Here is a 25322-nt window from a genome sequence, read left to right on the forward strand (position 1 = left end):
TCGAGTGCCGGACCAGTCCCCGGGGCAGCACGAGCAGTCCCCCCTGGCGGACGGTCAGGTGCCCGACGTCTCGGTGATCGTGCCGGCGCGCAACGAGATCGCCTCGATCGACCGTTGCCTGGACTCGATCCTGTCCCAGACCGGCCCTCGGCTCGAGGTGGTCGTGGTCGACAACGGCTCGACCGACGGCACCACCGACCGGTTGCACGCCCGCGCGGCCGCCGACCCCCGCCTGGTGGTGCTGAGCAACCCCCGCCCGTCGATCCCGGCCAGCCTCAACATGGCCGTCGCGGCGGCCCGGGGCACCTGGCTGGTCCGGGTGGACGCGCACTCGGTCATCCCGCCCGGTTACGTCGAGCGCGCCGTCAGCCGGCTCGCCGAGGGCCGCTGGTCCGGCGTCGGCGGGCGCAAGACCGCCGTCGCGCAGACCGCCGCCGGGCAGGCGGTCGCCAGCGTGCTGAACTCCCGGCTCGCCGTCGGCGGCTCGATGTACCACTACGGCACCGTCGAGGGCGTCGTCGACCACATCCCGTTCGGCGCCTACCGCACCGAGACGGTCCGCCGCCTCGGCGGCTGGGACGAGGACGTGCTCAACAACGAGGACTTCGAGTTCGACCAGCGGCTGCGGGCCACCGCGCCGCTGCTGTTCGACCCCGAGCTGGAGATCCTCTGGAACTCCCGCGAGACGGTGGGCCAGCTGTTCCGCCAGTACCGCCGCTACGGCCGGGGCAAGCCCGGGGTCGTCGCCCGGCACCCCCGCAGCACCAAGCTCCGCCACCTCGGCCCCCCGGCGCTGGTGCTGTGGCTGGCCGCCGCGGTCGGCGTGAGCGCCCGCCGCCCGGTCGTCGGCCTGCTCGCGGTCGCGCCGTACGCGGCCGTCGTGGGCGCCGCCAGCACCGCCATCGTCCGTTCCGCCCCGGCCACCGCTGACCGGAAGGCGGTGCCGGCCGCCCTCGTCGCGATGCAGGTCGGCTGGGGCATCGGCTTCTGGCAGGGCGTCGTCGACGTCCTCCGGGCAAGGAGGTCGCGGTCGTGAGCGTCGTCGTCCCCCTCGGGCGGGCCGGGCAGCCGGCCGGGCCCGACGAGGTGCAGCCGGGTCCCCCAGCGGGTGCGACCACCGGTGAGCCGTCCCGCTGGCGGCACGGCGACCAGGTCATCGTCAACGTGTTCGTGGTGCTGCTGGTGCTCACCCAGCGCCTGGGCATCCCGATGGCCGGGACGTCGATCTCGATGGCCATCCCGCTCGGCTACCTGGTGCTCGCCGTCCTGCTGCTGCGGGGCAGCCTGGGGCTGAGCCGGATCCGGGTGGAGCTGCTGCTGGTCGCGCTGGCCGCCTGCTTCGCCGCCACGGTGGCGGTCAGCCTCGCCGACACCGACTTCTCGGTGCCGTCGCTGCTGCTGCTCGTGGTGATCTACCTGCCCTGGCTGTTCCGGGCCCGCACGCCGCACGGCTTCCGCGTCGTCGCCTCGGCGGGGATCACGTTCGTCCGCACCATGATGGTGCTCGCCGTCGTCGGCGTCGCCCAGTTCGGCGCTCAGCTGGCCGGGGCATGGACCTACGAGGACCGGCTGATCGACCTGGTCGGTGCCGACTACATCGTCCCCTTCTACAACTTCAACAACTCACTCGAGTACGGGTCGTCGACGTTCAAGTCGACTGCGTTCGTCCTGCTCGAGCCGTCCTTCCTCTCCCAGTTCTGCGCCCTCGCCGTGATCATCGGGCTGGTGCTCCGCGTCCGTGCCTGGATGCTCGTCGTGCTGGTCGCCGGCATGGCCTCCTCGGTCTCCGGCACGGGCATCTTCCTGCTGGCCATCGGCGCGGTGCTGGTGCTGTTCCGGGCCCCGAAGCTGCTGCGCGTCGGGTACGTCCTGGCCGCGGTCATCGCGCTCGGCCTGGTGCTCGCCAGCCCGGTGGCCGACCTGCTGCTCAACCGCAGCGGTGAGTTCACCGAGACCGAGAGCAGCGGCTACAGCCGGTTCGTCGCGCCGTACAAGCAGGTGCTGCAGGGGCTCGAGGACGACCCCAGCCGGTACGTGCACGGCGCGGGGGCCGGCACCTCCGAGGACCTCCTGGTCACCAACGCCACCGGCTTCAGCCAGGTGGTGCTCTACGTGATCCTGCCCAAGCTGGTCTACGAGTACGGCGTCCTCGCCGGCGGCGCGTTCGTGATCTTCCTGGTGACGGCCACCCTGCGCGGCAGCCCGTGGAAGGTCGTGCCCGGCTCGGTGCTGTTCATGGTCTTCTTCCTGTCCGGTGCCCTGCTCCAACCGCAGACCGCCTTCCTGGCCTGGATCTTCACCACGCTGGGGTCGCGCGAGGACGCCCGGCCGATCACCGCGGGCGACCCGGTCCCCTAGCCGGGCCCTCTACCGCAGCCCGGCCGCGGCGGCGTCGTCCCAGGTCGGGGCCGCTGGGCTCAGTTCCGGCGTGCCTCCCCAGGGTCGGCGCCCAGCGACGGCGGGTGGGTGGTCGAGGTCCTGCCGGGCCCCCCTGCCGGGCGCCCGCCGACAGCCACCGGTCCGCCCGCCCCTGGAGGACGACGCAGGGCCGGCGCGACCCGGAGGTCACGCCGGCCCTGGGCCGGTGTCGTGCGGGTGGCTCAGAAGAGCCGGCGGTAGGCCTCGGCCGAGGCCGGCATGTTCGTCGTCGGGTACACACGGTAGGCGTCGCCGTGCATGTCGATGTTGAACTGCACGTCGTAGACCACCTGCCCGGCTCCCCCGCCGGCGTTCGCCGCGAAGAAGTCGTGCATGCCCTGGATCCACGGCGCGGAGTCACCGTTGCCGGCGTGCCCCGACCACTCCGGCACCGACAGCGGCAGACCGACGCTGCGGGCGAAGTCCAGGTGCTTCTGGAGCCCCTTGGGTGCGCCGTACTTGTCCACGTCGTCCAGCGAGTCGGCCCACTGGGCCGCGCTGGTCACGGTCGGGTACTGGTTGTAGTAGTCGACGCCGATCACGTCGACGTACTGCGCACCGGGGAACGACTGCCGCCAGTCGAAGCCGCTGTTGACCGACTCGCGGTTGAGCGAGAACACCAGCTGGGACGCCGGGAAGATCTCCTGCTGCAGGGCGCGGAAGTGCTTCCAGGAGGTGACGAAGGCGTCCTTGTTGCCGCTGTTGACCGACCAGTCGTACCAGTCGCCGTTCATCTCGTGGGCGAACCGGATGAACAGCGGCGCCGTGCGGTCGCCCCACTTCTCCTTGAGGTTGGTGAGCGACTCGCGCCAGCGCTGGTCGTAGGCGCCGCGGGCCGCCTGCTCCCAGGACTCGCCCTCGCCGATCGCACCGATGGCGATGTCCAGCGCCTGGTTCCACGACCCGAACTCGCCGCCGCGGTCGAGCTGCCACAGCTCGGTCATGGCCTCGTTGTTGTCCGCCCAGGTGCCGCCGATGGCCACCGGGGTGCCGCGCCACGTACCGAACGCGCCGCTGGACACGCCGTCACCCGAGGCGCCGGAGAGCCAGGTGCCGGCCGGGACGGCGGAGGCCGAGGTCGCCGCGGGAGCGGCGGTGCTGGTCGAGGTCGGCGCCGGGGCAGGGGCAGCCGTGGTGGTGGGGGCCGCGCTGGTGGGTGCCGCCGCCGGGGGCGCGGCCGGGGCCGCGACGGGCTCCTCCGTCACCGGTGCGGCCGCCTCGGGGGCGGGGGCCGGCGCCGGCGCCGGGGCGACGTCCTCGCCCTTGTGGTGCCAGCGGCACTGCTTCTCCCCGTTGCCGCCGAGGAACGAGCGCACGGACGACGCGGAGTCGGTGAGCACGTTGTCGCCGCCGCCGACGGTGCCGGCCACGCCGTAGGCGGAGGACAGCACCATCACGACGCCGGTCGCGTAGACCAGGACACCGTGCAGCCGGCCGCCCTTGCGGGGCTGGGCGCCGCGGGCACCGGCCCGGCGCGGTGCGGCGTGGCTGGCCCGCTCGACCGGCCGCCGCTCCACGACGTACTGCTCCATGGCGGGGCGCTCGGCCGCCGGGCGCGCCATGGCCGGCCGCTCCGCTACCGGGCGCTGCAGCGCCGGACCGGACGCGCCGTGGTGCGCGGCCACGTACGGCTCGGCGACGGGCTGCTCCACGAGACGCGGGGTCGTGCCGGCCGGGCGGCCGCCGGTCAGCGGCACCGGCGGGAGGGCGGAGACGGCGACGGCGTCGTCGCGGACCTGCCGGGGCGTCGCCGCGGCGAGCTCGCCGAGCGTCGGGACGACGGCGGCGCGCTCCGCGGTGATGCGGGGCCGGACGGTGGACTCGTCACGCGCGGGGGCCGCCGGCCACCGGGTGGTCCGGGCGTCCGGGAGCTGCGCGGGGAGGTTCCCCGGATCGGTGTGCCGCCCCATCAGGAGGACACCTCCTGGACGTTCGCCGGTCGGTCCGCCGCAGCGGCTCCCGATCTGTGTCGGCAGCATGGCGAGGTGGCTGCGAGGAACAAGGCTGGCCCTTCGGGAGTCCGGTACGTGGCATGTCTCGACGAATTACATCGATGACGTTTGGGGAGTGTGCACGGGCGCTCCGCGCACGTGAAGTCACAGACCGTTACAAACGCCACGGAGGGTGACTGCACCCCTACGAACCAGTCCGTCTCAACCCACCACAGCTCCGCCACCTGCGGAAACGCCCTCAAACGTGGTTCGCAACGGTCGTCATGTGATTTCGGACACAGCACCCGCCCGGCTCCGCGGACAGCCGCACCACAGCTCGCACCCAGCCGGCGCACGGCCTCCGGCGACCCTCACGCGCCACCGCGGAGACCCGCCGGTCAGGCGCTGGGGACGGAGCAGCTCGATCGGCTGGGTAGAGTCGTACGGATGAGTGCGCGGCCCGCAGCAGCGGGTAGCCGCGCCGACCGGCGAGGAGCGGAGTCCCCGATGAGCGAGCCGCTGATGCGCATCGGCGAGCTGGCAGAGCGCACCGGGCTCTCGCTGCCGACGCTGCGGCACTACGACGAGACGGGGCTGCTGAGCCCCTCCGCGCGCACGGCCGGCAAGTTCCGCCTCTACAGCGAGGCCGACTTCGAGAAGCTCATGGTCATCCGGCGGATGAAGCCGCTCGGGTTCTCGGTCGAGGAGATGCGGCAGCTGCTGGTCGTCGTCGAGGGCCTGCGCGCGTCGACGACGGCGGCCGAGCGGGACCGGCTGCTGGTCGAGCTGCGCGCCTTCACGGCCGAGGCGACCGAGCGGCGTGAGCGGCTGCAGCGCCAGCTCGACCGCGCCGACGAGTTCCTCGAGATCCTGCGCACCGAGGAGACCGGCGCGCCCCAGCCCTTCGCAGCGCACCACGCGGTCGAGCCGGTCGCCTGACCTCGCGGTCGGACGCCGGCTCGACCCGGGACTGCCTCCGGCTCAGCCGGCGGCGGGGCTCCCGAAGAACATCTCGTCCTGCTCGGCGCGCAGCCGGTCGACCAGCCGGCCGGCCGGCAGCTCGACGTCGGCGTAGCCGATCACCTCGTCCTTGCGGACGTCCCGCAGCAGCCGGGCGCCCTCGGCCAGGCCCAGCGGCAGCAGCCGGTCGCGGTGCGTGGTGTCGGCCCGCTCGGCCTCGCCGTAGTAGTGGTACCCGCCCGGGCGGTCCAGCTCGGTACCCGCCGCCAGGTCGGTCTTGGCCAGGGTGACCACGTCGACCTGCGGTGCGCCCTGGGGCCGGATCGTGGCGTCGCCCAGCAGCGCGGCGCGGGCCACCGTGTTGGGCACCTCGAAGTGGCACAGGTGGTACGGCGTGTAGAAGCTGTACAGCGGGCCGGTGCCGAGCTTGTACAGCTCGAGGTAGTGCCGCTGCTTGGGGTCGTCGTGCTCGGCCATCACGTAGACGCCCGGGCCGGGCTTGGACCCGACGACGTAGTCGACGACACCGCCGAGCGCGCGGAGCTCCTCGACGTCGTAGACGCCGGTGAGCTCGTCGACGTGCCCGGCGTGCTCGAGCTGGTACAGCCCGCGCTTGGGCACGGTGAGCCCGGCGGCGTTGGCCACCAGGGCCTGCTCGACGCTGACCTTGCTGCCGTCGGCGAAGCTGGTGACCATCCACGGGTCCTGGCCCCAGCGCTTGGCGAACCCCTCCTGGGTGGTGGGGTTGCGGTAGGGGTCCTGCAGGCCCTTGATGTTGCCGGCCACCCGCACCGTGAGCCCGAGCTGCCGGACGAACCGGATGAGGTTCATCTGCACGCCGGGCTGGTCGCCGTCGGCGCCGGTGTAGACGACGCCCGCGGCGTCCGCCTTGGTCACCAGCAGCGGGCCGAGGGTGGCGTCGACCTCGGCGTTGAGCAGCACCAGGTGCTTGCCGGCGGCGAAGCAGGCCAGCGCCAGCTCGGCGCCGAAGGTCACCGAGCCGGTGGCGTCGACGACGACGTCCACCCGGTCGCTGCCGGTCAGCACGTCGATGTCGTCGGTGATGGCGACGGCGCCGCCGGCGGCCAGCCGGTCGACGTCCGCGGCGCTCTCGGCCGCCTTGGGGGTGGCCCCGACCTCGGAGACGGCGGTGTGCGCCTTCTCCGCCGTCCGGTTGTAGACGGCGACCAGCTGCATGCCGGGCGTGCTGTTGACGACCTGGTTGATCAGGCCGCGGCCCATGAAGCCCGCGCCCACCAGGCCGACGCCGACCGGCCGGCCCTCCTTCTGACGATCCGCGAGGAGCGTGTCGACCACGATCACGCCTGGACCCCCGCGCCGAACCGCTCGGCGTTGGTCGCCTCGTCGAACGCCGGCCAGCCGGCGTCCTTGTCCGAGATGGTGGAGACCGGCAGCGGCCACTGGACCCCGAAGGCGGGGTCGTCGTGCCGGAAGCCGATCTCCGCGCCGGGCGCGTACGGCACGCTGACCATGTACAGCACCTCGGTGTCGTCGGTCAGCGTCTGGTAGGCGTGGGCCAGGTGCGGCGGCAGGTAGAGCGCGTTGCGGTTGTCCGCGGTGAGCTCGACGACCACGTGCTGCAGGTAGGTCGGCGAGTCGGGCCGGACGTCGACGGCGACGTCGACGATGGCGCCGCGGGTGCACCGGACGTACTTCGCCTCCGGGTGACCGGGCAGCGACAGGTGCAGCCCGCGCACCGTGCCGGCCTTGTGGTTGAACGAGACGTTGCACTGCGCGACCTCGGGCCGCATGCCGTGCTGCTCGAACTCCGTGGTGTCGAAGGACCGGGCGAAGAAGCCCCGGTCGTCCGACATCGGCTCCATCTCCACGAGGTGGACGCCGTTCACCCCGAGCTCGGTGTACTTCACGACGCCGTCCAGAACAGCTGCGGGTCGACCTGCTCGGTGCGCATGAGGTACTCGATCTGCTTGAGCCGGGTGTGCCCGCGGCCGGTGAAGGTGGCGTCGTCGAGGTCGATCGACCGGAAGATGCGGTGCAGCTGCGCGGCACCGGCCTTGGCGTCCCAGTCGGTGTCGTACCCGGGCAGCACCTCGCGGATCTTGTCGAAGGCCACCCGGTAGCTGCGGTTGTCGGCGCTGGGGTCGCCGAAGGTGAGCTCGCAGCCCGGGAACTCGGCCGCGACGATCTCGGCGATGTCCCGCACCCGGTAGTTGTTGTTCTCGCTGCCCACGTTGAAGATCGCGCCGTGCACCCGCTCGCGGGGGCTCTCCAGCGTCATCCGGATCGCCTTGGCGATGTCGAGGGCGTGCACCAGCGGGCGCCACGGGGACCCGTCGCTGGTCATCGCGATCTTGTTGGTGGTCCAGGCCAGGCCGGACAGGTTGTTCAGCACGATGTCGAACCGCATCCGCGGGCTGGCGCCGAAGGCGGTCGCGTTGCGCAGGAAGGTCGGCGAGAAGTCGTCGGTGGCCATCGCGCCCACGTCACCCTCGACCAGCGCCTTGCACCGGGCGTAGGAGGTCTGCGGGTCGACCGGGCTGGTCTCGTCGACGGTGCCGTCGGCCACGCCGTAGACGCTGCACGAGGACATGTAGACGAACCGGGAGACCCCGGCGTCCCGGGCCACCTGGGCCAGGCGCACCGAGCCCTTGTGGTTGATGTCGTAGGTGACGTCGCCGATCAGGTCCCCGATCGGGTCGTTCGACAGCTCCGCCATGTGCACGATGGCCTCGACGCCGTCGAGGTGCTCGGCGCCCAGGTTGCGGATGTCCAGCGCCAGCGTCTGCGGCACCAGTTCCAGGCCCGGGTAGAGCCACCCGTGCTTGTAGTAACCGGTGTCGACGCCGATCACGTCGTGTCCGGCGCGCAGCAGCTCCTGCGCGGTGAGGCACCCGAGGTACCCCTCGGTGCCCGTGACCAGTACTCGCACGTCGCCTGTCCTCGTTCCCGTGTCGTCTCAGTGGTGGTCGCCGGCCCGCGGGGGTCCGGCGGTGTCGTGCGGGACGGGGGCGGTCGCCCCCGTCCGGGCGGTCAGTCCTCCCAGACCTTCCACTCCGCGCGGCCGTCGTCCCAGAGCCCGTTGAGCTCCTTCCAGTCCCGGAAGGTGTCCATGCCCATCCAGAAGCCCTCGTGCCGGAAGACACCGAGCTCGCCGTCGCGGGCCAGCCGCTGCAGCGGTGCGTGCTCGAGCATCTCCTCGGTGGCCTGGGCGTCGAGGTAGGTGTCGACGAACTGCCGCTCGAAGAAGAAGAAGCCGCCGTTGACGTACCCGGTCTGGGGCTGCTTCTCGTTGAACGCGGTGACGTCGTCACCCTCGATGACCATCTCGCCGTAGCGGCCGCTGGGGTGCACGCCGGTGAGCGTGCCGAGCTTGCCCGAGGCCACGTGCGACTTGAGCACCCCCGGGATGTCGACGGCGCCGATGCCGTCGCCGTAGGTCAGCGCGAAGCGCGGGGCGTCCAGGTACTGGGCGACCCGGGCGATGCGGGCGCCGGTGGCGGTGGTGAGCCCGGTCTCGGCGAAGGTGATCTCCCAGTCCTCCTCCCCCACGGCGGTGTGGAAGTCGAGGTCGTGGTCGCCGCGCAGCCGCAGGGTGAAGTCGTTCATCCGGGCGCGGTGGTCGATGAAGTAGTCCTTGATCATGTCGCCCTTGTAGCCGAGGCACAGCACGAAGCGGCGGAACCCGTAGTGGCTGTAGGTCTTCATGATGTGCCAGAGCACCGGCCGGCCGCCGATGTCGACCAGCGGCTTGGGGAGGTGTTCGCTGGCCTCGCGGAGGCGGGTGCCCATGCCACCGCACAGGATGACGACGGGGATGTCCGCCACGTCGACGGCGTCGTTGTGCTCTGCCACGTCAGGGAGCTCCTTCTCGGGTCCGGCCTGGCCGGGTTCGTCTTCACGGGAGTCGGACCTGGGGGGCAGGTCCGGGGTGCGGGGCGCGGGAGCGTCCCCGGGGTTCGATGTCACGGCGCCACGCGGACGGCGGCCCGGTCGAGACCGGGCGCCCCCTCGTCGAGCCACTTCTGCGCGTCCCGGGCGATGAACTCCCAGTCCTCGCCCTGCGCCAGCAGGTCCACCTCCACGTGGGTGGCCAGGTTCGGCTCGGCCACGTAGACCAGCCGCCGGCGGCTGGGCCGGCGGTGCGACCGCAGGTTGAAGGCCGCCTTGAAGGGGGCCTCGGAGATCCCGACCAGCCGCCCCTTCAGGCCGCCGCCGCGGAGGCCGACCGCCTCCCGGGCCACGTCGGACCAGCGGTAGGGCTCGTAGCCCTGCCAGACCAGGCCGAGCTGGAGGTCCAGGTAGTGGCTGCGGTAGGGCAGGTGGGCCTGCAGGAACAGCCGGTAGTCCTCGCGCAGCGCGCCCACCCGGACGGCGAAGGTGCTGGTGGGGGCCAGCGCCGGGCGCCAGGTCCGCCCGTCGACCGTGGCCGGCACGCCGGGGCGCCAGTCGTCGGGGGTGATCTCGGCGTAGTGCTCGGCGGTGCCGACCGGGAGGCCGGGCGTCGACCCGTAGGTCATCAGGTAGGCGACCTCGGGCAGCGCCCGCATGGCCGCGTCCAGCCGTGCCAGCGCGTCAGGGGTGTGCAGGTAGTCGTCCTCGACGAGGTAGACCATGTCGTCGTCGGCCCAGTCGGCGGCCATGGCGTGCTGCAGGGCCCAGCGCAGGCTCGCCCGGCCACCCGGTGCCACGATCTGCAGGACCGGCGCACCGGTCGCCTGCATCAGCTCCAGCCGGTCGGCGGGCTGCGGGCCGTTGTTGACGAACGTGAGGTCGACGTCGGGCACGGTGCTGACGGCTCGGAGGAACGAGGCCAGGCTGACCCGCTTGTCGTGGAACGGAGGTCGGGGCTTCGCGTTCTCACCGCCGGACGAGCGGTACAGGACGTGGAGGCGCATGCAGACGACCGTAGCGGTGAGTAACCGACTTGGACGAGGGGTTGCTGCACCGGAGCGACTCATTTCACCCGGTGCACAACCCGATCGGGTGATGTCCGCGGACCACCCCCGTCCGGGGGTCGACGCGGCTCACGAACGCGTGGCAGCCTCCCCCCGCTGCACCCCCTGCGCGTGACCACCACGCCGTCGGAGGGTGCCTCAGGAGGCGGCCCGCTCGGTAGCATCCCCTCCCGCGGGTGCGTCCCGTGCGCTGCCGACCAGGCCCTGGAGGAGGACGGTGTTCACCGACGTCGAGCACCTCCGCACCCTCCCGCCAGCCGACGTGCTGGTCGTCGGCAGCGGTCCGGCCGGCCTGAGCTGCGCCCTGGAGCTGCGCCGACTGGGCGCCACCGTCGTGCTGCTGGAGAGCGGCGGGCGCCGCGCCGCGCGGTCACCGCTGAACGAGGTCGTCGCCACCGGGCTGCCCTTCCTGGGCGCGATGACCGGCCGGGCCCGCGGCTTCGGTGGCACCGGCGAGCGCTGGTCCGGGCAGTGCCTGCCCCTCGAGGACGCCGACGTCACCGGCCGCAGCTGGGTGCCCGACGGCGACTGGCCGCTGGAGCTCGCCGACCTGCGCACCTGGCAGGCCCGGGCCGCCGACGTGCTGGGCGTCGCCGACGCCACCTTCGGCCTCGCCGACCTCGACCGGGCGGCCGGGCACGACGCGGTCACCGTCGGTGAGGCCCTGGGCAGGGGCGACCTCGACGTCCGCGTGCTGCACCACAGCCCGCACCCCCGGCTGGGCCACGTCGCGCGCAAGGACGTCGCCGCCGACCCCGGTCTGCACGTGGTGGTCGGGGCGACCGCGGTGGAGGTGCTCGTCCGCGCCGGCCGGGCCGCGGGTGTGCGGGCCCGGGACGGCGCCGGTGCCGAGTGGTCGGTGCCGGCCGGCGCGACCGTGCTCGCCGGCGGGACGCTGGAGAACGCCCGGCTGCTGCTGGCCAGCGGCTCGGGCCCGGACGGTCCGGCGGGCCTGGGCGGTGGCTCCGGGCACCTCGGCGCCGGCCTGCAGGACCACCCGGTCTGGGAGCTGGGCGAGGTCACCGGCCCCGACCCGCGGCTCACCTCCTTCTTCCAGGCCAGCACGCACGGCGACCACCTGGTCCGGCCGAAGCTGACGCTGTCCGCCGACGCCCAGCAGCGCGGCGGCCTGCTCGACGCGGTGGCCGACCTGCAGGTGGTGCACGGCCCACGGTCCCCCGTCGGGGCGGCGAAGCGGATCGCCGAGGCCCTGCGCCAGGGCCGGGTGCCCGAGTCGTTCGGCCCGGAGCTGCTCCGCCTGGCGACCGGCGCGGGGGCGATCGTCCGGGAGGCGCAGCACCGCCGGCGCGGCCTGGCCGCCCCGCCGGACGCCGACAGCCGGCTGGTGCTGCGGGTGCAGACCGAGCAGCCCCCGACCGGGCCGAGCCGGCTGCGTCTGTCCGGGCGACGGGACGCGCTGGGCCTGCCGATGCTCGAGGTCGACTGGCAGGTGGGCGCCGAGGAGCACCGGGCCGCGGTGACCGCGGCGCACGCGCTGACCGGCGCGCTCACCGGGGCCGGCCTGGCCCAGGTGCGGCTGGTGCCGTGGCTGGACGACCGCCGCGCCTTCGCCGGAGCGGCGGCCGACTACTACCACCACGCGGGCACCACCCGGATGTCCCGGCGTCCCGAGGACGGTGTCGTCGACCCCGACCTCGCCGTCCACGGCGTGGCCGGCCTGCACGTCGTCGGCGGGTCGGTCTTCCCGTCGTCGGGCTACGCCAACCCCACGCTGACCGTCGTGGCGCTGGCGCTGCGGCTGGCCACCCACCTGGCCGGGGCCGACGCCGCGCGCTCCTCGGCCACCGACCCCGCGGCGACCCCGTGAGCGCTGCGACCTCCGGCCGCCGGCAGATCGCCGGCCGTGCCGTGGGCACCGCGTTCGACCAGGGGCTGTCCAGCCTCTCGAACGCGGCGGCGGTCTTCCTCGTCGCCGGTGCGCTGAGCGCGGGCGACTTCGGCTGGTTCGCGGTGGGCATGACCGTCGCGCTGCTCACCTCCAACCTGACCCGCCCGCTGACCGGGGTCCTGCTGCTGCTGGTCGGCGCGGACCTGGCCGGCACCGACGGCCGCGTGGCCGGCCGCCGCGCCGCCGGGGCAGCGCTGGGCTGGGGCGCCGCCGTCGGGGCGGCCGTCGTCCTCGCGGGGCTGCTGCTGCCGGTGTCGGGCACCGGCCGGGCGGTCCTGCTGGTCGCCGGGTTCGGCCTGCCGGTGCTGGTCCTGCAGGACACCCTGCGCTACGTCTGCTTCCGCGACGGCCGGCCGTGGCGCGCGGTGCTGAACGACGCCACCTGGCTGCTGGTCATCGCCACCGCGCTGCCGGTGATGCGCTCGGCGGGGATCGAGTCCCCCACCGCCTACCTGCTGGTGTGGGTGGGCGGCGCCGCCGCCGGAGCGGTGGTCGCCGTGCTGCGGGAGGGCTGGCTGCCCGACACCCGGCACGGGATGTCGTGGTCGTGGCACAGCCGACGGGTCGCCCGCGACGTGCTGGTCGAGCAGGCCGCCGCCCAGGGGGCCGCGCAGGGCTCGGTGCTGCTGGTCGGCGCGGTCGTCGGCGTCGGCGCCACCGGCGGGCTGCGGGGCGCGCAGACCCTGCTCGGCCCGCTCGCCGTGCTGCAGATGGCCGCCTGCGCCTTCGTCATCCCGGAGGTGGTCCGCCGGCCCTGGCTGACCCGCCGGCAGCGGATCGGCACCGCCCTGGCCGTGGCCCTCCCCCTCGCCGTCGCGAACCTCGCCTACGGCCTCGCGCTGACCGCCCTGCCCACCGGCGCCGGCGAGCTGCTGCTCGGCGACGCGTGGGCCGGGACGTCGGAGATGGTGTTCCCCATGTCGGCGTGGGCGGCGGCCACCGCGCTCTACATCGGTCCGCTCTGCGTGCTCCAGGCCGTGGGGCGGGCCGACGTCGCCGCGCGCATCTCGGTCGTGCTCGCGCCGCTGCTGCTGGCCGGCGCCCTCGTCGGCAGCCACCTGGGCGGCGCGCCGGGTGCGGCGTGGGGGCTCACCGCGGCGGCCACCTCGGTGCTGTTCCTCTGGTGGCCGGCCCTCGTCGCGCACTCCGGCCGGCAGCTGGTCGCCGCGGACGCCGGAGCCCCGGTCGTGCCGCGGGGCCCCCGGCACGCGGCCGGACGACGGGGCGGCGCATGAGGGTCCTCTTCCTGGGCGTGCAGTACGAGCCCGAGATCATGGCGCTCGCGCCGTTCAACACCCAGATGTGCCAGTACCTGCAGGCGCAGGGGCACGAGGTGACCGCGGTCGTCGGGTTCCCCAGCTACCCGCAGTGGTCGGTGCAGGAGCCCTACCGCGGACGGCTCTACGCCGAGGAGGACCACGACGGCGTCCGGGTGCTGCGGGTGTGGCAGTACGTCCCCGCCCGGCCGACGATGCTGCGCCGGGTCCTGTTCGACTCCACCTTCGCGGTCACCTCGGTGCTCGCCGCGCTGCGCACCCCGCGGCCCGACGTCATCGTCGCCACCTGCTCCCCGCTGCAGCTGGGCGCCAGCGCGGCGGTGCTCGGCGCGCTCTGGCGCCGTCCCTTCCTGTTCCACCTGCAGGACCTGCTGCCGGAGAGCGCCACCGAGATCGGGATGATGACCGACCGCCGGATCGTGGCGCTGACCCAGCGCCTCGCCGACGCCGTCTACCGCCGGGCGACCGTCGTCTCGGCGATCGGGCACGGCATCCTCGACGCGCTGCGGCGGCGCGGGGTGACGGAGGACAAGCTCGCCTACCTGCCCAACTGGACCGACCTGGACCGCTTCCCGCCCGGCGGCGACGGCGGCCGGGAGTGGCGGGCGCGGCACGGCATCCCGGCCGACGCCTTCCTGGTCATGTACATCGGGAACTTCGGCTTCAAGCAGGACATGTCCACCGCCGTGCGCGCGGCCGCCCTCCTGGTGGACCGGCCCGACGCGCACGTGGTGCTGGTCGGCGGCGGCTCGGACCACGCGACGGTGGCCGCGCTGGCCGCCGAGCTCGACCTGCCCAACCTGCGGCTGCTGCCGGTGCAGCCGGTCGAGGACCTCGCCCCGATGGCCGACGCCGCCGACGTCTTCGTCCTGCACCAGAAGAAGCAGGTCGTCGACATGGTCGTGCCGTCCAAGCTGCTCACCTACGGCGCCGCCGGGAAGCCGATCGTGCTGGCCGGGAACCCGAGCAGCCAGGGCGCCCGCTTCGTCACCGAGGCGCAGGCGGGGCCGGTGGTCGAGCCGGAGTCACCGGAGGCGCTGGCTGCTGCGATCCGCGAGTTGCAGGACGACCCGGCCGCCCGGCAGCGGTACGGGGAGAACGCCCGGCGGCACGTGGCGGCCAACTTCGGCCGGGACCACGTGCTGCAGTGCCTGGACGAGCTGGTCACCGACGCCGCACGCCGCTAGCGATCGGCGGCGTCAGCGATCGGCGGCGTCAGCGGCCGGCGGCGTCAGCGGCCGGCGGCGTCAGCGGCCCGCGGCGTCCTGGAGCGACGCGACGAACGCCGGGGTGACGGCGTCCCAGCTGGCGGTCCGGCCGACCAGCTCGCGGGCCGCGTCGGCCATCTCCCGCCGGGCCTGCACCGAGTCGAGCAACCGCACCACGTGGCCGGCGAAGGCCCGCGGGTCGGCGGCGACCGCCGCGTGCGTGCCGGCCCGCACCGGCAGGCCCTCCACCGCCTTGGGCGTGGCGACCACCGGCAGCCCGAGCGCGAAGGCCTCCAGCACCTTGACCCGGGTGCCGCTGCCCACCCGCAGCGGCACCAGCAGGACGTCGGCCTGCCGCATCGCCTCCCGGGCGTCGGGCACCTCACCGAGGAAGGTCACCCGCCCGCCGGCGCGGGCCAGCACCGCCTCCGCGTCCCGCCCGGCGCCGCTGCCGGCGACCTGCACGACGACGTCCGGCGGCAGGTTCGGCAGCACGTCGTCGACCAGGTGCACCAGGCTGTCGACGTTGGCGCTGGAGGACAGGCTCGCCAGCAGCAGCGCCGTCCGGCCGTCGGGGCGCTGCTCCTTCGGCGTGGCGGGGAGGTCGGCGCCGTTGGGCACCACCCGGACGTCGGCGCCCGGCGCCATCGCGCGGAGCTGGGCGGCGTCGTGGTCGGAGCAGGCGATCGTGACCGCGCTGCTGCGCACCGCACCCCGCTCGAGCCGCCGCACCCCGGCGACCACCGACGGCGCGGCCAGCCGGAAGGGCCCGCCGCGGAGGGCGAGGAAGGACGCCGTCCGCTCGGTCTCGACGTTGTGGGTGTCGAAGACGGTGCGCGACCGCCACTGCGCCGGCACCGCGCTGACGACGTAGAGCTGCCCGGCGACCACGGCGTCGTACTCGTGCGCGGCCAGCCGGGCGGCGACCGCCCGGCGCAGCGGGCCGGACCGGCCGACCGCGTCGTGGTACGGCCGCCCCAGCACGCTGCGCGCCCGCTCCGCGGGTGCCCGCAGGTAGCGCTCCATCGGCTCGCCGACGACCACCAGGTCGTCGACCAGGTCGCCGGCGGCACCGGCCGGCGCGGCGGGGTCGAGGTCGCCGTGCGGCAGCGTGACGACGTCCAGCCGGTCGGCCACCCGGCGGGCGGCGCGCAGCAGCGCCACGTGCCGGACCGTGTCCCCGCTGGTGGCCGGCAGGTTCACCCGGGCGAGGACGAAGAGGAGCCGCACGCGCGGAACCGTAGCGGTAGGCCGGCCGCAGCCGTCAGGACCGTCGTCCGGCGGCCTGCCGGATCAGCTCGACCAGGTCCGGCCCTGCCTCGTCACCGGTCTCCCGGACGTACTCCGCGATCGGGCGGTGCAGGGCCGCGCTCAGCGACCCGACGTCCCCGGTGCGGAAGGTCGTGTGCAGCGCGCCCGCCGACCGGGCCGCCTCGACCAGCCCGGGACGGTCGGCGAGCAGCACCGGCACGCCGGCCCGCGCCGCCTCGACGACGACCAGACCCAGGGGTTCTCGCCACAGCGACGGGACCGCGAGGACGTCGATCCGGTCCAGGAACGACTCGGTGTCCACCCAGCCCAGCCACTCGACGTCCGGCCCCCCGGCGGCCCGCAGCCCGTCGACGTAGGCCGCCTCGCCCTCGCCGGCCAGCAGCAGCCGGGAGCCGGGCGGCCGCGCGGCGGCGAGGAGCAGCTCGACCCCCTTGATGTCGCTCAACCGGCCCAGGTACCCGACCGTCACCGGCACGCCCGGGTCTCTCGGTGCGCGTGCGACGGCCGGCCCGGCCCAGTCGGCCAGGGGCGGGGCGACCACCGCGGCGCGGGAGAAGGCCAGCCCCGCCGCGTCGTGCTCGGCGAGGACCGCGTGCGAGACGCCGACCACGGTGCCGCCGGGCCAGCGCCGGTCGACCGTGTCCCGCCGCACGGCGCAGTCCCGGTGCAGCCCGGTGCAGTTGCCACCCCGCCAGAGGGCCGAGGAGTTGCAGATCAGCCCGTAGTCGTGGACCACGTGGACCAGGGGGATGCCGCGCTCGCCGGCCACCACCCACGGGGCGTAGCCCCACCCGCGGAGGTTGTGGGTGACGACCACGTCCGGGGAGGTGGCGTCGACGAGCTCCTCGACCTGGCGCCGGGCCGCCAGCACCAGGCTGTCGACGGCGTGCCAGGCCAGTCGGCGGACGGGGTCGCGACGGGTGCCGTCCCAGGGCCAGTAGAGGTTCCGGATCGGCACGGCCGACGGCACCTCCGCCGGTCCCCGGGGACGGAGACCCGCGTCGTGCACCCGCCAGCCGTCGTCCTCGAGGGCGGTCCGCAGCCAGGCGACCACGCGTTCGGCACCACCGTTGGCCGACGGCGGCACCATGGAGGAGATCTGCAGGACGGTGCCCGTGCCCGACCCGTCCGGGGACGTCACCGCTCCTGCTGCCGCACGTCGCGGTAGAAGCGTGGCAGCACGGCCTGCGGACCGCGGTCGGCCAGCGCACGGAGCGCCTCGTGCTGGTCGCGGAGCCGCGCTGCCCGCGCCTCCGGGTGGCCGAGTTGCAGGATCATCTCCACGGCACCGTCGACGTCGTCGACCATGAACTCCTCCGGGAGCATGTCGCGGTAGGCCGGCGTGCGCCGGACCACGACGACCAGCTGGGCCCGCATCGCCTCGAACACGGCGATCGGCCCGGCCTCCCAGGACGCGGTGTGCAGGTAGACCGACTGGGAGGCCAGCACCGGGAGGACCGACCGGGACGGCAACCACCCCGTGACCTCGACCCCGGCCCGGCGCAACGCGGCCCACCCCGCCTCGTCCTCCCCGCCGCCCACCCAGGTCGCGTCCACCGCGACCCCCCGGGCGCGCAGTTCCTCGATGACCCGGGCGAAGACGTCCGGTGCCTTCTGCGGGACGACCCGGCCGACCGAGACGATCCGCAGCGGTCCGTCGGCGGACGGCGCGGGTGGTCCCGGGACCTTCGCGACCGGCTCGAAGGCGTTCACCAGGTGCTCCACCCGGGCGCTGCCGCCCAGCGACCGGGCGAGGTCGGCCTCGTACGGGCTCACGCAGGCGAACCCGTCGGTGAGCCGGGCGAGGCGCTTCTCCGCGGTGTGGAAGGCCCATCGCTTGGCCACCGGGATGTCCCGCCGCTCGAAGGCGAAGCAGTGCGGGCTGTAGACCACCGGCACGGACGCCCGGGCGAGCCAGAGCCGCACCACACCCCCGGCGATGGACGAGTGCACGTGGACGACGTCGGGACGGATCTCCGCCAGCGCCCGGCGGAGCCCCCGGACCAGGGACCTCGCCCCGGCCGGCAGCAGCTGCGCGGTCACGAACGGCGAGTCGGCCCCCAGCTCGTCCAGGAGGCCGGACCCCCGGTCCTGCACGAGGAGGTGGGACTCCACCGACTCCCGGGTGCTCCGCGCGAAGCCGACCATCGCCATCCCCGTGCCCGCGGCGAAGGCCTCGGTGACGTGCAGGACGCGGATCCGTCGCTCGTCCTCCGGCAGCGGCACCGCGCCCCGCCCTGGCTCGGCGAACAGCGCCTCGGCCGTGGCCGCCCAGGTGAAGCGCCGCGCGTTCTCCCGGGCGAACCCGGCGAGCTCGTCGCGGGCCACCGGGTCGTGCAGCAGCTTCGAGACCAGGTCGGCGCACCCGGTCATGTCGTCGGGGTCGAAGGACCGCGCACCCGCCCCGGCCACCTCGGTCAGCGCCGAGCCCGTGGCGACGACGCTGGGGCAGCCGAGTCGCCCGGCCTCGACCACGGGGATGCCGAAGCCCTCGTAGCGTGACGGGGCGACGAGGACGCCCGCCGCGGCGTAGAGCTGTTCGAGGGCGTCGTCGTCGACCCGGCCCAGCAGCGCGACGCCCTCCCCCGCCTCGACCGCAGCGCTGCGGAAGACCTGGCGCTGCTGCCCGCCCACGACCGCGACGCGGACGCCGGCCTCGGTGAGCGCCGCCAGCGCCGGCGCGACGTTCTTGTGCGGCGCCTGGTTGCCGACCAGGAGCGCGAAGCTGCCCGGCTCGAACGGCAGCCAGTCCGGCGGGGGCCCGCTGTCCTCGGCGACGTGGTCGGCGCCGCAGGGAGCGAGCCCGAACCGGGTCGTGGGGACGCCGAGGACGGCGGACAGCTCGGACCGGCTGAACTCCGAGACGGTGAGGACCCGCGACGCCCGCCGAGCCAGCACCCGGTACAGGAGCTGGTACCAGAGCACGAACGCCCGGCGGAACGTCTCGGGGTGGCGGAACGGGGTCGCGTCGTGCATCACCACCGTCTGGTCCCGCTTGACCAGCGGAGCCGGGCCGGCCAGCGAGTACAGGTGGCCGGCGCGGGTGAGCCACGGCAGCGCCAGCTGCTCGAAGAGCATCCCGCGCAGGCGCGAGCGCAGCACCGGGAAGTCGTCGGTCCAGTCCGGCAGGACGGCGTCCGCGGGCACGACCAGGGTCGGCCGGCCGGCGGTCGCCGAACGGCGCACCGCGAGCATCACCTGGGTGGCGTAGCGCTGGGTGCCGGACGCGGCCTGGGCCAGCCACTTGCCGTTGACGAACTGCCCGCGCGAGCGGTCACGGGTCGTCACGAGTCCGCTGCCGTCATGTGTCGTCGTCCCCCGTCACGCCGGGGACGAGGGTGCCGTGACCAGGGACGCGGCCGGGGACGGCTCGCCGCTCGTCCCGCCGCGGTCTGCCTGAGCTGCCGCACATGCCACGCCTCCCAACAGCACCCAGAAGTAGTAGTCCAACGGGAAGATCTCGAAGTATGTGGCGACGACCGACGACGCCACCACGGATGCGACCGACGCACTCACCCCAAGGGCTAGTGCGGCGTCCCGGCCGGTGAGGGACCGGGACAGGCGCGCGGTCCACCAGAGCGCGCTGACCAGGAGGAGCACGAACAGCCACAGCCCGAGCGGGCCCAGCTCCAGGAGCACCTTCACGTAGTAGTTGTCCGGCTGGTCCGTCGGCGCGATGTCCCCGGCGGCCGTGGCGATGCGCTGGGCCGCCGATCCCGAGGTGCCCAGCCCGTGGCCGAACGGCGCACCCGCGATGTCGGTCAGCGCCTGGGACCAGCTGCTCGTCCGCTGCAGCAGGCTGGTCGGGGACAGCGCCGCGCCGACGGCACCCTCGGAGGACAGGAACACGAGCGCGACCACGCCGGAGACCCCGGCGGCCGCCACGGCCCAGAGCCACCGCCAGTCCCGCAGGACGACCAGCCAGACCACGCCCACCACGAGGGCGAGCGCCCCGGCACGGACGATCGACGTGGCCATGCCGACGACCAGCAGCGGCGTCGCCAGCAGGAACAGCGCGTTGCGGGTGCGGCGCGGTTCGGCGAGCGCCACCGCTCCCCCGACCAGCAGGCACAGCACGAGGTACAGCGCGAAGGGGAACGGCTGGACGAAGGTGGAGAAGGAGCGCAGGTAGCCACCCGCGAAGCGCACCTCCTCGTTGTAGCGGTAGCCGAGGTCGACGAGGAACTGGGCCCCCACCGCCTGCTGCGCCAGCCCGACGAGGGCGGTGACCACCCCGACGCCCATGAGCACCGACACCAGCCGGTCGCGGTCGCTGGCCGTGAGGGGAGCGCACCAGAGCACGGCCAGGGCCAGCGTCCAGAAGAAGGTGATCTTGATGGCCAGGACGCCCAGGAGGCCGGCGGTCACCAGGGCCGAGACGCTGCCCGCCACCACCAGCGCCACCAGGGCCGGCCACCAGGGCAGGTGGCGCCCCTGGAGCGAGGAGGCGTCCCGACGCCCGCGCACGACCGCGACGGCGAGGGTGAGCAGGAGGAGCGCCTCCTTCCACCCGGCCAGCAGACCACCGCGCGGTACCAGCTGGAGCAGGCCGTCGAAGGGCGTGAGCGCCGCCAGGGCGAGGAGTCCGTTCTGCGGGCGGCGGACCACGGCCGGCACCACGGTCACGGCGGCGGCGACGGCCCCGAGGCGTGACCACCCGGAGGACGACGGACCCGCACCAGCGAACCGCACCGCGCCTCCCCCGTGATGGTCGACCTCCCACGCCGGTCGTCGACAGACCGGTCGCGGAAGCACCAGCATCGGCCATGGGAGCCGCTCCGCCTAGCCGTGGGTACACCTTGGGGGGTGTGTCACCTCCTCCGCTGCGGACGGTGACGGCCGCGCGGGAGACGGCACCTTGCCGCCCCACGGGCACGCCGGTGCCTAGACTGCCGTCCGCGCGGTCGCTGCCGCCAGGAGGAGGGGTGGGTCCGTGACGGCACCCGTACGAGACAGTGTCGCCGCGCGGTCCACCGTCGAGGGGCACCCCGTCGCGGTGGACGTCCTCGAGCACCTCCGCCGGTTGCGGCCGCGCCTGCTCCTGGCGCTCCTCCTCGCGCTGCTGGCGCCGGTGATGACGGAGAACAGCCCGCTCAGCCGGGGTCCGGCCTGCCCGGTGGGCCGGCCGAGGTCGGCGGGGTCGGCGAGGTCGGTGGCGGCCAGCACGTGCAGCCGGGCCAGCACCTGCCCCGGCGCCCGCTCCCAGGTCTCGACCATCGCGCCCAGCCCGACGGAGACCCGCAGCGAGCCCTGGACCACCGGGTCGGTCACCCCACCCGCGCGCAGCTCCGCCAGCGGCACGTCCACGCCCTCGAGGGTCGCCGACGCACGGGCGCCGCGGAGCGCCGACTCCGCGCTCACCCCGGCGGACTCGCGGCGCAGCACCTTGTGGCCCAGCAGCCGGTCGACGGCCGCGCGGGCGTCCTCGGCCGCCGCGGCGACCCCGGGCAGCTCGAGCAGGGGTGCGAGCGGGTCGGGGCCGGTCGGCCGGGCGGCGGGCCCGGGGGCGCGGCCGGCGCCGGGGCGGAGCGGGATCGTCACGGCTGCGACGGTACGAGCCGCCCGGCCAGCCCCGGCACCCGCCCGGTCCGGCGTGCCCGGCGTCCGGGAGCTGCCCCTAGGCTCGCCCATCATGGCCGGCCCGCTCACCCTGCTCCTCGTCCGGCACGGCCAGAGCGAGTGGAACGCCGCCGGCCTCATGCAGGGCCAGACCCCGCACGTGCCGCTCACCCAGCTGGGCCACCAGCAGGCCGCGCAGGCAGCGGCCGAGCTGGCCTCGCTCACCCGGGACGGCGCCGGCCCCGGTGCCCTGCTGTCCAGCGACCTGCGCCGCGCCGTGCAGACCGCCGAGCACTGCGCGGCGGCGACCGGGCTGCCCCTGCGGACCACCCCGGCGTTGCGCGAGCAGGGGTACGGCGTGCTCGAGGGCCGCCCCTCCCGCGAGCTGTGGGACGTCGTCGACTGGACCGACCCGCACTGGTCGGCGGAGGGCGGGGAGAGCCTGGCCCAGCTGCACGACCGGGTCGCCGCGCTCGTCGAGGAGCTGCGGGCGGCGCCGCCGGCCGCGGTGGTCGCGGTGGTGACCCACGGGGACACCATCCGGGCCGTCCAGGCGGTCGCCGCCGGGCTGGGCCCGGAGGCGATGCCCGCGGTCACCCCGCACAACGGCACGGTGACGCGAGTAGAGCTGGCGTCGTGAGCGCCATGAGGACGACGGCTGAGCGTGCATCGCAGGGAACGCCAGCGACCGAGGAGCGGAACGAAGCCGGAGCCGAGTCATGAGCGCCGCGAGGACGACGGCTGAGCGAGCATCGCAGGGAGCGCCAGCGACCGAGGAGCGGAACGAAGCCGGAGCCGAGTCATGAGCAGGGTGCTGGTGCTCGGCGGGTCGCGGTCCGGGAAGTCGGCCTACGCCGAGCAGCTGTTGGAGGGCTGGGCCGACGTCACGTACCTGGCCACCAGCACGGTGGCGGACGGCGACGACGAGTGGGCCAGCCGGGTCGCGCTGCACCGGGCCCGCCGACCGGTCGGCTGGACGACGCTGGAGACGACGATGCCCTCGGAGCTGGTCCGGGGCGGGGCGGTGCTGGTCGACAGCGTCACCACCTGGGTCGCCGCACTGATGGACGAGACCGGCGTCTGGGACACCGCGGACCCCGGCGAGGGAGGCGGGGGCGGCGCGCACGCGGTCGACCGGCGGCGGGCCGAGGCGGCGCGGGAGCGGCTCGCGCTGCGCTGCGACGCCCTGGTCAACAACTGGGTGATGACGCCGGCCCACGTGGTCGCGGTGAGCGACGAGGTCGGGCTGGGCGTGGTGCCCGAGACGCGGGCCGGCCGGCTGTTCCGGGACACCCTCGGCACGGTGAACCAGCGGCTGGCCGCGACCGCGGACGAGGTGTGGTTCGTCGTGGCCGGGCTCCCGCAGCGGCTCCGTTGACCGGGCCGCCGCACCCGCACGGCGACCGGGATCCGCGCCGGCCCTGGACGGGGCCGGCGGAGGCCTTCGCCGTGCTCAGCATCGCCCGGGTGCCCGCGGCGGCGACCGCCCGCGGCGTCCTCCCCTGGGCTCCGCTGGTCGGCCTGGTGCTCGGCGCGGTCGCCGCCGCCGTCGGCTGGCTCGGCGGCCGGTACGCGACCCCGCTGGTCGGGGCGGTGCTGGCCGTGGCGGCGCTGGCCGCGCTCACCCGGGGGCTGCACCTGGACGGGCTGGCCGACACCGCTGACGGGCTCGGGCCGCTCCGCGGCCGGGAGCGCGCGCTGGCGGTCATGCGGGCCGGGGACGTCGGCCCGTTCGGCGTGGTGACCCTCGTGCTGGTCCTGCTGCTGCAGGTGGCCTGCCTGGCCCAGCTGCTCCTCGTCGACGGCGGCTGGCTCGCCCTGCCGGCCGCGGTGGTGGCGGCACGGGTGGCCATGGCGCGGGCCGGGCTGCCCGGCACGCCGATCGCCGACGGGTCCTCGCTGGGGGCGGCCGTCGCGGGCACGGTGTCGCGCCGGTGGCTGGTCGGCAGCGCACTGGTCGTGCTCGCCACGACGGCCGCGGCCGCGCTCGGCACCGGGGACGACCTCGATCAGGCCGTCCGGCTCACCGCCGCACTGGTCGTGGGCTGGCTCGCCGCCGAGGGCCTCCACCGACGCGTGCGGGCGCGCCTCGGTGGGGTCAACGGCGACGTCATGGGCGCGACGGGCGAGGTGACGGCGACGGTCGCCCTGCTGGCCGCCGCCGTTCTGCTGGGCTGAGCAGCCCGCCGGTCAGCGGCGCTTGGCGAACGAGCTCAGCAGCTTGCCGAGACCGCCGGCCGCCGGAGCCGCAGCGCGTCCACGGGAGCTGGTGCCGCGGGCCATCCGGGCCGTGCCGCCACCGGTGCGGCCCATGCCCGTGGTGCGGCGTCCGCTGACCGGCCGCCCGGTGCTGCGCCCGGTACGGCTCCGGCCCGCGGTCTGCTGTGCGGTCCCCATCAGCTTGCTCAGGATGCTCATCTCCGGTGGTTGCCCGGGAGGGCCCGATCAAGAACAGCGAGGTTCTGGTTTGGCGCGCGCCGTCACTCTCAGCCACCGGCCACGGACTGGACGACCATGACCTCCGCGTCCCGCGGCACAGGCGTCGACAGGCCCGCGAGCCGGCGGACCTCCTCGCCGTCGACGTAGACGTTGACGTGCCGGCGGAGCGCGCCGGTCTCGTCGCGCACCCGCCGGTCGAACACCGGGTGGTCCGCGGCGAGCGCGTCCAGCAGGCCCGCCACGGTCGCCGCCGCCGGCAGGTCCAGCGCCATCGCCGTCCGGCCGCCCGTGCAGTCGGCGAGCAACCGCGGCAGCAGCACCTGCACCGTCACGGCAGCACCGCCGCCCGCACGCAGAGGACGTCGGGCAGGTGCGAGGCCACCGTGCCGAACGACTCCCCCTCGTCGGCGCTGGCGTACACCTCGCCGCCGCGGGTGCCGACGTACACGCCGACCGGGTCGCCGGCGTCGACGCACGCTGCGTCGCGCAGCACGGCGTTGTACTCGTGGTCGGGCAGCCCGTCGGCGAGCCGGCGCCAGGTCTCCCCCGCGTCCTCGCTGCGGTGCACGGCCAGCTCGCCGCCCGGCGGGATGCGCTCCCCGTCGGCGACCAGCGGGACGACCCAGACGGTGCCGGCGCGCCGGGGGTGGGCCAGCATCACGAACCCGAAGTCCGACGGCAGCCCGTCGGCGATCGAGGTCCAGGAGTCGCCGTCGTCGTCGGACCGGTAGACCCCGTGGTGGTTCTGCGCGTACAGCCGCCGCGGCTCCGCGCCGTCTCGGGCGATCTTGTGCACGCACTGGCCGAACTCCGGCGCCGGACCGGGCATGAAGTAGGCCGAGATGCCGGCGTTCCGCGGCTGCCAGGAGCTGCCGCCGTCCGTCGTCCGGTAGACCCCGCCGGTGCTCATCGCGACGTGCACCGTCGCGTCCGGCCCGGGGAGGACGCTGTGCGCCGCCGCCCCGCCGTAGCCGGCGCCCCACTCCGGCCGGTGCGGGTGGTCCCACAGTCCGCGGTCGAGCGCGAAGGAGTCACCACCGTCCTCGGACCGCCACACCGAGATCGGTTCGCAGCCCGCCCACACCACCCCCGGCCGATCGGCGGAGTCCGGCTGGAGCTGCCAGATCCGCTCCACCGCGGCACCGGTGTCGGCCGGGAACCGGATCGCGCCGTCCGCCGGCTCGTCCCAGGTGACGCCGAGGTCGTCGGAGTGCACGACGGTGGGGCCGAAGTGCTCCGAGCGCACCCCGACCATCAGCCGGGTGCGGTCGCCGCGGACGTCGATGCCGATGCTCGGCACCTCGGTCATCAGGAAGTGCGGGGAGGACAGCGACCAGTCGCGACGGTCCTCACTCGTCGCGAGCCACAGCCCCTTGCGCGTGCCGATCGCCAGCAGAGTCGTCACCATGCAC

At 74.8% G+C, this 25322-nt stretch carries 23 protein-coding genes; 9 read left to right on the top strand and 14 right to left on the bottom strand.

The features are described 5' to 3' along the window. Positions 1-4 precede the first annotated feature (4 nt). Both HL054_RS19695 and HL054_RS19700 read left to right on the top strand, forming a co-directional pair. Positions 5-1036, top strand: coding sequence for a glycosyltransferase (locus tag HL054_RS19695; protein ID WP_369140783.1), 1032 nt, complete (start codon positions 5-7; stop codon positions 1034-1036). Next, positions 1033-2358 carry a hypothetical protein gene (locus HL054_RS19700; RefSeq protein WP_369140784.1) on the top strand — a complete coding sequence of 442 codons (1326 nt, stop codon included), beginning with the start codon at positions 1033-1035 and terminating at the stop codon, positions 2356-2358. Before HL054_RS19695 ends, HL054_RS19700 begins: the two co-directional genes overlap by 4 nt. 242 nt (positions 2359-2600) lie before the next feature. Here the strand turns inward: HL054_RS19700 and HL054_RS19705 are convergent, their stop codons facing one another. After that, a complete protein-coding gene (locus HL054_RS19705) occupies positions 2601-4328 on the bottom strand; it encodes a glycoside hydrolase family 26 protein (protein WP_369140785.1) in 1728 nt (575 codons plus the stop codon). Positions 4329-4856: 528 nt separating this feature from the next. Between HL054_RS19705 and HL054_RS19710 the strand changes: the two genes are divergently transcribed. Continuing rightward, the gene (locus HL054_RS19710; RefSeq protein WP_369140786.1) at positions 4857-5288 is read left to right on the top strand and encodes a MerR family transcriptional regulator; all 432 of its coding nucleotides are present in this window, start codon (positions 4857-4859) and stop codon (positions 5286-5288) included. 42 nt (positions 5289-5330) lie between these two features. On the opposite strand, the gene HL054_RS19715 is transcribed toward HL054_RS19710, so the two are convergent. The 5 genes from HL054_RS19715 to HL054_RS19735 form a co-directional block, all read right to left on the bottom strand. After that, complete coding sequence (locus HL054_RS19715; protein ID WP_369140787.1) at positions 5331-6632, bottom strand: NAD(P)H-dependent oxidoreductase; 1302 nt, start codon at positions 6630-6632, stop codon at positions 5331-5333. Further along, on the bottom strand, positions 6629-7198 hold the full coding sequence (locus tag HL054_RS19720; RefSeq protein WP_369140788.1) for a dTDP-4-dehydrorhamnose 3,5-epimerase family protein: 570 nt from the start codon (positions 7196-7198) through the stop codon (positions 6629-6631). Before HL054_RS19720 ends, HL054_RS19715 begins: the two co-directional genes overlap by 4 nt. Continuing rightward, positions 7195-8220 carry an NAD-dependent epimerase/dehydratase family protein gene (locus HL054_RS19725; RefSeq protein ID WP_369140789.1) on the bottom strand — a complete coding sequence of 342 codons (1026 nt, stop codon included), beginning with the start codon at positions 8218-8220 and terminating at the stop codon, positions 7195-7197. The genes HL054_RS19720 and HL054_RS19725 overlap by 4 nt, the downstream gene beginning before the upstream one ends. 101 nt (positions 8221-8321) lie before the next feature. Next, positions 8322-9143, bottom strand: a complete 822-nt coding sequence (locus HL054_RS19730) for a sugar phosphate nucleotidyltransferase (RefSeq protein WP_369140790.1) — start codon at positions 9141-9143, stop codon at positions 8322-8324. A 110-nt stretch (positions 9144-9253) separates the two neighbouring features. Next, a complete protein-coding gene (locus HL054_RS19735; protein WP_369140792.1) occupies positions 9254-10186 on the bottom strand; it encodes a hypothetical protein in 933 nt (310 codons plus the stop codon). A gap of 277 nt (positions 10187-10463) precedes the next feature. Here HL054_RS19735 and HL054_RS19740 point away from each other — a divergent pair, with 277 nt between their 5' ends. From HL054_RS19740 to HL054_RS19750, 3 genes are read left to right on the top strand one after another with little or no spacing between them, the layout of a single operon-like run. Continuing rightward, positions 10464-12074: a GMC oxidoreductase gene (locus HL054_RS19740; protein ID WP_369140793.1), complete on the top strand. Its 1611-nt coding sequence runs from the start codon at positions 10464-10466 to the stop codon at positions 12072-12074. Further along, entirely contained in the window at positions 12071-13390 is a 1320-nt protein-coding gene (locus HL054_RS19745) for a hypothetical protein (protein ID WP_369140794.1), read from the top strand. Before HL054_RS19740 ends, HL054_RS19745 begins: the two co-directional genes overlap by 4 nt. Further along, complete coding sequence (locus tag HL054_RS19750) at positions 13387-14619, top strand: glycosyltransferase family 4 protein (RefSeq protein ID WP_369140795.1); 1233 nt, start codon at positions 13387-13389, stop codon at positions 14617-14619. Before HL054_RS19745 ends, HL054_RS19750 begins: the two co-directional genes overlap by 4 nt. Before the next feature lie 60 nt (positions 14620-14679). Here the strand turns inward: HL054_RS19750 and HL054_RS19755 are convergent, their stop codons facing one another. The 5 genes from HL054_RS19755 to HL054_RS19775 all read right to left on the bottom strand — a co-directional run bounded on the left by HL054_RS19755 (position 14680) and on the right by HL054_RS19775 (position 21453). Beyond that, positions 14680-15870 carry a glycosyltransferase family 4 protein gene (locus HL054_RS19755; protein WP_369140796.1) on the bottom strand — a complete coding sequence of 397 codons (1191 nt, stop codon included), beginning with the start codon at positions 15868-15870 and terminating at the stop codon, positions 14680-14682. A gap of 34 nt (positions 15871-15904) precedes the next feature. Continuing rightward, the gene (locus HL054_RS19760; protein ID WP_369140797.1) at positions 15905-17053 is read right to left on the bottom strand and encodes a glycosyltransferase; all 1149 of its coding nucleotides are present in this window, start codon (positions 17051-17053) and stop codon (positions 15905-15907) included. Further along, the gene (locus tag HL054_RS19765; protein WP_369140798.1) at positions 17050-19200 is read right to left on the bottom strand and encodes a glycosyltransferase; all 2151 of its coding nucleotides are present in this window, start codon (positions 19198-19200) and stop codon (positions 17050-17052) included. The genes HL054_RS19760 and HL054_RS19765 overlap by 4 nt, the downstream gene beginning before the upstream one ends. Positions 19201-19233: 33 nt before the next feature. Beyond that, positions 19234-20604 (bottom strand): O-antigen ligase family protein, encoded by a 1371-nt coding sequence (locus HL054_RS19770; RefSeq protein ID WP_369140799.1) that lies wholly within the window; start codon positions 20602-20604, stop codon positions 19234-19236. 192 nt (positions 20605-20796) lie between these two features. Continuing rightward, the gene (locus tag HL054_RS19775) at positions 20797-21453 is read right to left on the bottom strand and encodes a hypothetical protein (RefSeq protein WP_369140800.1); all 657 of its coding nucleotides are present in this window, start codon (positions 21451-21453) and stop codon (positions 20797-20799) included. Positions 21454-21544: 91 nt separating this feature from the next. Between HL054_RS19775 and HL054_RS19780 the strand changes: the two genes are divergently transcribed. From HL054_RS19780 to HL054_RS19790, 3 genes are all read left to right on the top strand, one after another. After that, positions 21545-22111 carry a histidine phosphatase family protein gene (locus HL054_RS19780; protein WP_369140801.1) on the top strand — a complete coding sequence of 189 codons (567 nt, stop codon included), beginning with the start codon at positions 21545-21547 and terminating at the stop codon, positions 22109-22111. Positions 22112-22273: 162 nt separating this feature from the next. Beyond that, positions 22274-22849 (top strand): bifunctional adenosylcobinamide kinase/adenosylcobinamide-phosphate guanylyltransferase, encoded by a 576-nt coding sequence (cobU, locus tag HL054_RS19785; RefSeq protein ID WP_369140802.1) that lies wholly within the window; start codon positions 22274-22276, stop codon positions 22847-22849. A 71-nt stretch (positions 22850-22920) separates the two neighbouring features. Continuing rightward, positions 22921-23649: an adenosylcobinamide-GDP ribazoletransferase gene (locus HL054_RS19790; protein WP_369140803.1), complete on the top strand. Its 729-nt coding sequence runs from the start codon at positions 22921-22923 to the stop codon at positions 23647-23649. 12 nt (positions 23650-23661) lie between these two features. Here the strand turns inward: HL054_RS19790 and HL054_RS19795 are convergent, their stop codons facing one another. The 3 genes from HL054_RS19795 to HL054_RS19805 all read right to left on the bottom strand — a co-directional run bounded on the left by HL054_RS19795 (position 23662) and on the right by HL054_RS19805 (position 25318). Further along, on the bottom strand, positions 23662-23889 hold the full coding sequence (locus HL054_RS19795; protein WP_369140804.1) for a hypothetical protein: 228 nt from the start codon (positions 23887-23889) through the stop codon (positions 23662-23664). A 68-nt stretch (positions 23890-23957) separates the two neighbouring features. Further along, entirely contained in the window at positions 23958-24242 is a 285-nt protein-coding gene (locus tag HL054_RS19800) for a MoaD/ThiS family protein (protein ID WP_369140805.1), read from the bottom strand. Beyond that, positions 24239-25318, bottom strand: coding sequence for a WD40/YVTN/BNR-like repeat-containing protein (locus tag HL054_RS19805; RefSeq protein ID WP_369140806.1), 1080 nt, complete (start codon positions 25316-25318; stop codon positions 24239-24241). Before HL054_RS19805 ends, HL054_RS19800 begins: the two co-directional genes overlap by 4 nt. Positions 25319-25322 lie beyond the last annotated feature (4 nt).

Origin of the sequence: Modestobacter versicolor, assembly GCF_041028285.1 — a bacterium.
Lineage (GTDB): Bacteria > Actinomycetota > Actinomycetes > Mycobacteriales > Geodermatophilaceae > Modestobacter > Modestobacter versicolor_A.